The organism is uncultured Tepidimonas sp., assembly GCF_938045175.1.
Lineage (GTDB): Bacteria > Pseudomonadota > Gammaproteobacteria > Burkholderiales > Burkholderiaceae_C > Tepidimonas.
Genome location: NZ_CALIND010000041.1, coordinates 1 through 6,680, shown reverse-complemented (window position 1 = coordinate 6,680; position 6,680 = coordinate 1). Strand labels below are relative to the sequence as shown.

Here is a 6,680-nt window from a genome sequence, read left to right as displayed (position 1 = left end):
GGGCAGCGGCGGCAGGGCCGTCGGATCCGGCACGCCCGCATCGCGCCCGGGCTTGCGCAGCTTGCCGCCTCGTACGGTGACGAAGCTGGGGCAAAAGCCCTTGACGCAGGAAAAGTCCTTGTTGCACGTGCTCTGGTTGATGGTGCGCTTGCGGCCGAACTCGGTCTCCAGCGGCTCCACGCTCAAGCAGTTGCTTTGCACGCCGCAATCGCCACAGCCCTCGCAGACGCGCTCGTTGATCACGGCACGCTGGTCGGGGTCGGCCATCAGGCCGCGCTTGCGGCGGCGGCGTTTCTCGGTGGCGCAGGTCTGGTCATAGATGATCGCGGTCACGCCCTCGGTGTCGCGGCATTCGCGTTGCACGCGATCAAGCTCGTCGCGGTGCAGCACCGGCACGTCGGGCGGCAGCGTCAGCGTCACGCCGCCGAGCGTGGTGTGGTGCGCGCCCGCGTACTTGGCGGGCTCATCCGTCACGATGAAGAGCTTGCGCACCCCCTCGCTGCGCAGGCTGTGCACGATCTGCAGCACCGAGTGCCCCTCGGGCCGCTCGCCCACGGGCTGGCCGCCGGTCATGGCCACCGCGTCGTTGTACAGGATCTTGTACGTGATGTTGACCCCGGCGGCAATCGCCTGCCGGATAGCCAACAGCCCGCTGTGAAAGTAGGTGCCGTCGCCCAGGTTGGCGAAGATGTGCTTTTCGTTCGTGAACGGCTGCTGCCCCACCCACGGCACGCCCTCGCCCCCCATCTGCGTGAACGCAACCGTGTGGCGGTCCATCCAGATCGCCATGTAATGGCAGCCAATGCCCGCCATCGCGCGCGAGCCCTCGGGCACCCGCGTCGAGGTGTTGTGCGGGCAGCCCGAGCAAAACCAGGGCACGCGCTGCACGTCGCGCAGCTGCGCCTGCAACGTCTGCAGCGAGCGCTCACGCGCCTCGATGATGGCCAACTGCGCCTGCACCCGGGCAGCGATATCGCTGCCTTCCGGCAGCAGACCGCGCCGACGCAGCCGCTTGACCAGCGCGCGCGCGATGATGGCAGGCGTCAAGTCGGCGTTGGCGCGCAGCAACTGGTTGGCACTGGGGTTGGGCATGGACCATTCGCCCCCCGAGTGGTCGCCCTCGATCTCGTCGAACTTACCCAGCACGTCAGGGCGCACGTCGGGACGCCAGTTGTAGAGCTCTTCCTTGAGCTGGTATTCGATGACCTGGCGTTTTTCTTCTACCACCAGGATCTCGCGCAAGCCTTGGGCGAACGCGCGCGTGATCTGCGCCTCCAGCGGCCACACCACCGCCACCTTGTGCACGCGAATGCCGAGCTGGCGGCAGGTATCGTCGTCCAGCCCCAAGTCATGCAGGGCTTGACGCAAGTCGTTGTAGGCCTTGCCGCTGGCGATGATGCCGTAGCGGTCGTTCGGGCCTTCGATGACGTTGTGGTTGAGCCGGTTGGCACGCACATAGGCCAGCGCGGCGTACCACTTGTAGTCCATCAGCCGCTCTTCCTGCTCCAGCGGCATGTCCGGCCAGCGGATGTGCACCCCCCCGGCGGGCAGCTCGAAGTCGTCGGGCAGGGCGATGCGCACGCGCTCGGGGTCGATCTCGACCGTGGCACTGGACTCGACGATCTCCTGGATCGTCTTCATCCCTACCCACACGCCGGCATAGCGGCTCATGGCCCAGGCGTGCAGGCCCAGGTCTAGGATCTCCTGCACGCTGGCCGGAAAGAACACCGGCAGCCCACAGGCCTTGAAAATATGGTCGCTCTGGTGCGCGGCCGTCGAGCTCTTGGCCACGTGGTCGTCGCCCGCCACGGCGATCACGCCCCCCCAGGGCGTCGTGCCCGCCATGTTGGCGTGCTTGAAGACATCGGCGCACCGGTCCACACCCGGCCCCTTACCGTACCACAGGCCAAACACGCCGTCGTACTTGGCGCTGCCCGGCGGCGCAAAGCCCAACTGCTGCGTGCCCCAGACGGCGGTGGCCGCCAGCTCCTCATTGACCCCGGGCTGAAACACCACGTGGTGCGTTTGCAGGTGCTGGCGCGCTTTCCACAGCGCTTGGTCGTAGCCCCCCAACGGAGAGCCGCGGTAGCCGCTGATAAAGCCGGCGGTGTGCTTGCCTTGCAGCCGGTCGCGCTGGTGTTGCAACATAGGCAGGCGCACCAGCGCATGGATGCCGCTCATGAAGGCGCGGCCCCGCTCCAGGGTGTATTTATCGTCCAACGAAACGCTTTCGAGCGCGCGCCGGACGTGCTCGGGCAACGGTGCGGTCATGGCAGGATCTCCTCTCATCGCAGTGGCCGGTAAGCCACGAAAACCGGGCGGCGGGCCTGCCAGCGCCCGCGAGAGCGCGAGCAGGATCTCTGCCGCGCGCACCGCTGCGCCCGGGACGACAGGCTGCAGTGTAGAACCAAGGCGGCGTGCGTGCACCCAAGGGGTTTCCCGATGGCGTCAAGCGCCAGTGCTACAGTGCGGCCGCGTATGTCACACACTCCGGTTTTCGTCCCCCCCCAGCGGCGCCGCGCGTGGCAAAGCCTGCAAGCCTTGGCCGACCAACCGCGGCCCCACCTGCGTACCCTGTTGGCAGCCGCCGACCCCGAACGCACGGCCGCGCTGCAATTCCACGCCGCCGGCCTGACATTGGACGCCACCCGCCAGGCCATCACACTGCCCATCTGGCACACGCTGCTGGCGCTGGCGCAGGAAAGTGACGTACAGGCACATATCGAGGCGATGTGGCGAGGCGAGCCCGTCAACCCCACCGAAGGGCGCGCCGCCCTGCACGTGGCATTGCGCGGCGGCCCCTTGGCCGATCCCCCGTGGGGTCAGACCATCCAGTTCGAGGTGCGCGCAGAGCTCGCCCGCTTTCTCGACACCGCCGAACGCATCCGCGACGGCCAGTGGCGGGGCAGCGACGGTCAGCCCGTGCGACACGTCGTCAACCTCGGCATCGGTGGCTCTGATCTGGGCCCACGCATGGCCGTGCGGGCGCTCGCCCCTGAACGCCCGGGGCCCGTGCGCGTGCATTTCGTCTCCAACGTCGACGCCCACGCGCTGCACGACGTGCTGCAGCCGCTCGATCCACGGCAAACGCTCTTCATCGTTCAGAGCAAGACCTTCACCACCCAAGAGACCCTGACGCTGGCGGCGAGCGCGCGCCGCTGGCTGGCCAACGCCGGCATTGCCGAGGCGGCGCAGCAGCCCCACTGGATCGCCGTCACCGCGCACCCCGAGCGCGCGCAGGCCTGGGGCGTGCCAGCTGCGCAAATCCACCGCTTTTGGGATTGGGTTGGAGGGCGCTACTCGCTGTGGAGCGCCATCGGGCTGCCGCTAGCCATCGCAATTGGCCGCACCGGGTTCGAGCAGCTGCTCGCCGGCGGCCATGCCGTGGATGAACACGTCCGTCATGCGCCGCCCGCGCGCAACCTGCCCCTTGCGCTGGCGCTGTTGGGCGTGTGGAACCGCAATTTTCTGCGCTGCCCGACCTTGGCGGTCGCCGTCTACAGCGCGCGGCTGGACGGATGGGTGCCCTTTCAGCAGCAGCTGGAGATGGAGTCGAACGGCAAGTCGGTCCACGTCGACGGCAGTGCCGTCGCGGTGGACACCTGCCCCATCGTCTGGGGTGGACTGGGCAACGACGGCCAACACGCCTATTTTCAGCTGCTGCATCAAGGCACCCACCGCATCGCGGTGGACTTCATCGGCGTGCAGGATCTCGGTGAACCGCTGCCGCTGGGATCGGCCCATGCGCGCGTGGTGCGCAACAACCTGCTGGCGCAAGCGCAGGCGCTGGCCGAAGGCCGGGACGAAGCCGCCACGGCCGCCGCCCTGCGCGCCGAGGGTCTGGACGAGGTCAGCGTCGCCCGGATGACCCCGCACCGCACCTACCGCGGCAACGTGCCGAGCAACCTGATCTGGTTGCCTCGGCTCGATCCGTACCACCTGGGCGCCCTGATCGCTGCCCACGAACACAAAGTGTTTTATCAGGCGGTTCTGTGGGGTATTCACCCGTTCGACCAATGGGGGGTCGAACTGGGCAAGACGCTGGCTCAACAGCAACCCGGCGGCAACGCACATAGGCACTGAGGACGCCACTCGGGGTGCTACAGTGCGTCTGACGCGCGCATTGCCCATGGACCTCAAGCCCCTCATCACCCTGCTGGCCATCGTCAACCCCTTGGCCATCGTGCCCTTCTTCATCCACTACACGCTGGGCTTCTCGCCTCGCCAGCGGCGGCGCACGGTGGCCATCTCGGCGCTGACGGCCTTCGCGGTCATCGCCGTGTGCGCCCTCGCGGGCTTGCAGATCCTGGAGTTCTTTGGCATCTCGCTGGCCAGCTTCCAGGTCGGCGGCGGCATGCTGCTGTTGATGTCGGCGCTGTCGATGCTCAATGCGCAGCCCGCCGAGGCCAAAGCCACGCGCGACGAGGTCGACGACGCCGCCAGCCGCGCCTCGATCGCCGTCGTACCGTTGACCATTCCGCTGCTCACCGGCCCGGCCACCATGTCTACCGTCGTCATCTACGCCGACCAGGCCAAGACCTTCTGGCAACACGCGGCTTTGGTCGGCTACGGTGTCGTCATCGCCGCGGCGACCGCGCTGTGCTTTACCCTGGCCGAGCCGATCTCACGTGTACTCGGGAAGACAGGCATCAATGTCATGACCCGCTTGATGGGCCTGATTCTTGCGGCATTGGCGGTGGAGGTGATGGCCAGTGGCCTGGTGCGGCTATTTCCGGCACTGGCGGGGGGATAGTGCGGGCGGAGGTGCCAGCGCAGCGATCGCGGCACAATGCGTCCCATGGACGATGTCTTCGAGTACCGGGTGCTGTTTTTTTGCATGGGCAACATCTGCCGCAGCCCCACCGCCCACGGCGTCTTGCGCGAGCGGCTGCTGGCCCGTGGCCTGCACCAACGCGTGGCGGTCGATTCGGCAGGCACCCACGCCTACCATGTGGGCGAGCCCCCGGATCCGCGCAGCCAGTACCACGCCCAACGGCGCGGGTACGACCTGTCGGATCTGCGTGCGCGGCAACTGGCGCCTGCCGATTTCGAGCGCGCCCACCTGCTGCTGGCCATGGACTGGGACAACCTGGCGCTGGCCGAGGCCATGTGTCCGCCCGCGCATCGGCGCAAGCTGCGACGCCTCACAGAGTTCTGCCGCCGCCATGACAGTCCGGTCGTGCCCGACCCCTACTACGGGGGCACCGACGGTTTCGAGCACGTGCTCGACCTGATCGAGGACGCCTGCGACGGACTCATCGACCACATCGAACGCGTGCTCGCCGCGCGCCAGCCGACTCGTCACTGACCCCATGCAAACCCCTGAACGCGACGCCTTGCCCGCTGCCGGCCCCCTGGCTGGCATCCGTGTGCTCGAACTCGGCCAGTTGATCGCGGGGCCGTTTGCGGCCAAAACGCTTGCCGACTTCGGTGCCGACGTCATCAAAATCGAGCCGCCCTCGGGCGACCCACTGCGCAAATGGCGCCTGTTGCGCGACGGCACATCGGTGTGGTGGGAGGTGCAATCGCGCAACAAGCGCTCTGTGTGTGCCGATCTGCGCACGCCTGAGGGACAGGCGCTGGTGCGGCGGCTGGCTGCCGAAGCCGACGTGTTGATCGAAAACTTCAAGCCCGGCACCCTCGAAGACTGGGGCCTGGGCTGGGACGAGCTGCACGCCCTCAACCCGCGGCTGGTGATGCTGCGGCTATCCGGCTATGGACAGACGGGGCCCTACGCACACAAACCCGGCTTTGGCATCCTGGGTGAGGCCATGGGCGGGCTGCGCTACCTGACCGGCGAGCCCGGACGTACCCCCGTGCGCTGCGGCGTTTCTATCGGCGACTCGATCGCCGCCCTGCACGGCGTCATTGGCGTGCTGATGGCGCTCTACCACCGCGATGCGCGCGGCGGCACGGGGCAGATGGTCGACGTCGCCCTGTACGAGAGCGTGTTCAACCTGATGGAGAGCTTGCTACCCGAATACGACGCTTTTGGTGTCGTGCGCGAGCGCGCGGGCAGCGCGTTGCCAGGCATCGCTCCGTCCAATGCCTACCGCTGTCGCTCGGGCCCCGACGGCCGGGAGACCTATGTGCTGATCGGTGGCAACGGTGATGGCATCTTTCGGCGCTTGATGACCGCGATCGGCCGCGACGACTTGGCGCAAGACCCCGAGCTGGCCCACAACGACGGCCGCGCCCACCGCGCACACGAGCTCGACGCGGCCATCGAAGCCTGGACCCAGCAGCGCAGCGTGGATGAGGTGATCCAGACCCTTGACGCCACCGACGTCCCCGTCGGCAAAATCTACAGCGTGGCCGACATCGCGCACGACCCGCAATACCACGCGCGCGCCATGATCGTGCAAACCACCGACCGCGAGGGCCGCCCGCTCAAAGTGCCGGGCGTCGTGCCCAAGCTGAGCGCCACCCCAGGGTCGTTACGCCACGGGGCACCGCGGCTGGGTGAGCATGACGATGACGTGCGCCACGCCGCTGGCTGGCCCTGCCGGGGCGGCTGAACCGTTGCATTAGGCCCAGGCCAATCGGGATAGGGGCGGTCAGGATACCTGACCGGGCCCCTCCCACACCACCCGGCATGCGGGTCCGCACCGGGCGGTTCGAGAAGTTGAGGTCATGAGAGACGGGGAACGCCAAGTTTGTCGAAGTAGGCAATGGTCAGC

The 6,680-nt window shown here is 67.7% G+C and carries 5 protein-coding genes; 4 read left to right on the top strand and 1 reads right to left on the bottom strand.

Annotated features, from left to right (window positions below):
- Positions 1–2,271, bottom strand: a 2,271-nt coding sequence (locus tag Q0716_RS02170) for an indolepyruvate ferredoxin oxidoreductase family protein (RefSeq protein ID WP_299019162.1), incomplete at its 3' end; no start/stop codon positions are given.
- A gap of 171 nt (positions 2,272–2,442) precedes the next feature.
- Here Q0716_RS02170 and pgi point away from each other — a divergent pair.
- From pgi to Q0716_RS02150, 4 genes are read left to right on the top strand one after another with little or no spacing between them, the layout of a single operon-like run.
- Entirely contained in the window at positions 2,443–4,083 is a 1,641-nt protein-coding gene (pgi, locus tag Q0716_RS02165) for a glucose-6-phosphate isomerase (protein WP_366139708.1), read from the top strand.
- A 46-nt stretch (positions 4,084–4,129) separates the two neighbouring features.
- The gene (locus Q0716_RS02160; protein ID WP_299019157.1) at positions 4,130–4,753 is read left to right on the top strand and encodes a MarC family protein; all 624 of its coding nucleotides are present in this window, start codon (positions 4,130–4,132) and stop codon (positions 4,751–4,753) included.
- 45 nt (positions 4,754–4,798) lie between these two features.
- Positions 4,799–5,308 (top strand): low molecular weight protein-tyrosine-phosphatase, encoded by a 510-nt coding sequence (locus Q0716_RS02155; RefSeq protein WP_299019153.1) that lies wholly within the window; start codon positions 4,799–4,801, stop codon positions 5,306–5,308.
- A gap of 4 nt (positions 5,309–5,312) precedes the next feature.
- Positions 5,313–6,518 carry a CoA transferase gene (locus tag Q0716_RS02150; protein ID WP_299019151.1) on the top strand — a complete coding sequence of 402 codons (1,206 nt, stop codon included), beginning with the start codon at positions 5,313–5,315 and terminating at the stop codon, positions 6,516–6,518.
- Positions 6,519–6,680: the final 162 nt, after the last annotated feature.

Bases quoted from the DNA above. Each gene is read 5' to 3' on its own strand.
- pgi (WP_366139708.1), top strand. From the start codon at position 2,443: ATGGCGTCAAGCGCCAGTGCTACAGTGCGGCCGCGTATGTCACACACT.
- Q0716_RS02160 (WP_299019157.1), top strand. From the start codon at position 4,130: ATGGACCTCAAGCCCCTCATCACCCTGCTGGCCATCGTCAACCCCTTG.
- Q0716_RS02155 (WP_299019153.1), top strand. From the start codon at position 4,799: ATGGACGATGTCTTCGAGTACCGGGTGCTGTTTTTTTGCATGGGCAAC.
- Q0716_RS02150 (WP_299019151.1), top strand. From the start codon at position 5,313: ATGCAAACCCCTGAACGCGACGCCTTGCCCGCTGCCGGCCCCCTGGCT.